1 protein-coding gene is annotated in these 400 nt (G+C 49.5%); it reads left to right on the forward strand.

Features of this window, described 5'->3' with window-relative positions; all coding sequences use genetic code 11:
• Positions 1–284: 284 nt before the first annotated feature.
• Positions 285–400 (forward strand): LacI family DNA-binding transcriptional regulator (locus HG543_RS54250; RefSeq protein WP_169352745.1); only part of this gene is annotated, 116 nt, incomplete at its 3' end.

Genomic DNA, 400 nt, shown 5'->3' on the forward strand with positions numbered 1-400 from the left:
GCATAATTTTTCGACATCGGATTTTATCCTGTTTATCAATAGGGTACTGATCTGCCACCGCCCCGCATCGCCGGGCGATAGCATGTTTTTGTAGGAAACCGGTTCCACAAAATCATGGTGAGTTTTATTTAATTGCACAAGAAATAAAAAAATATGATCTCAATTTTGTGATTTTGATCGCTAAGCGTCGCCGTGAGCCGGATCGCGGTGATGAACAGGGGAGTGCTGTAAAAGCGGGAAACGTGCAGTACACTGCCTGCAACTTTTGCAACAGGAAGAATCACATGGCAACGATGCTGGAGGTCGCAAAGCGCGCGGGGGTATCGAAGGCGACCGTTTCGCGGGTGCTGTCGGGCAACGGCTATGTCAGCCAGGAGACCAAAGACCGGGTGTTTAAGGC

The organism is Pyxidicoccus fallax, from assembly GCF_012933655.1.
GTDB lineage: Bacteria > Myxococcota > Myxococcia > Myxococcales > Myxococcaceae > Myxococcus > Myxococcus fallax.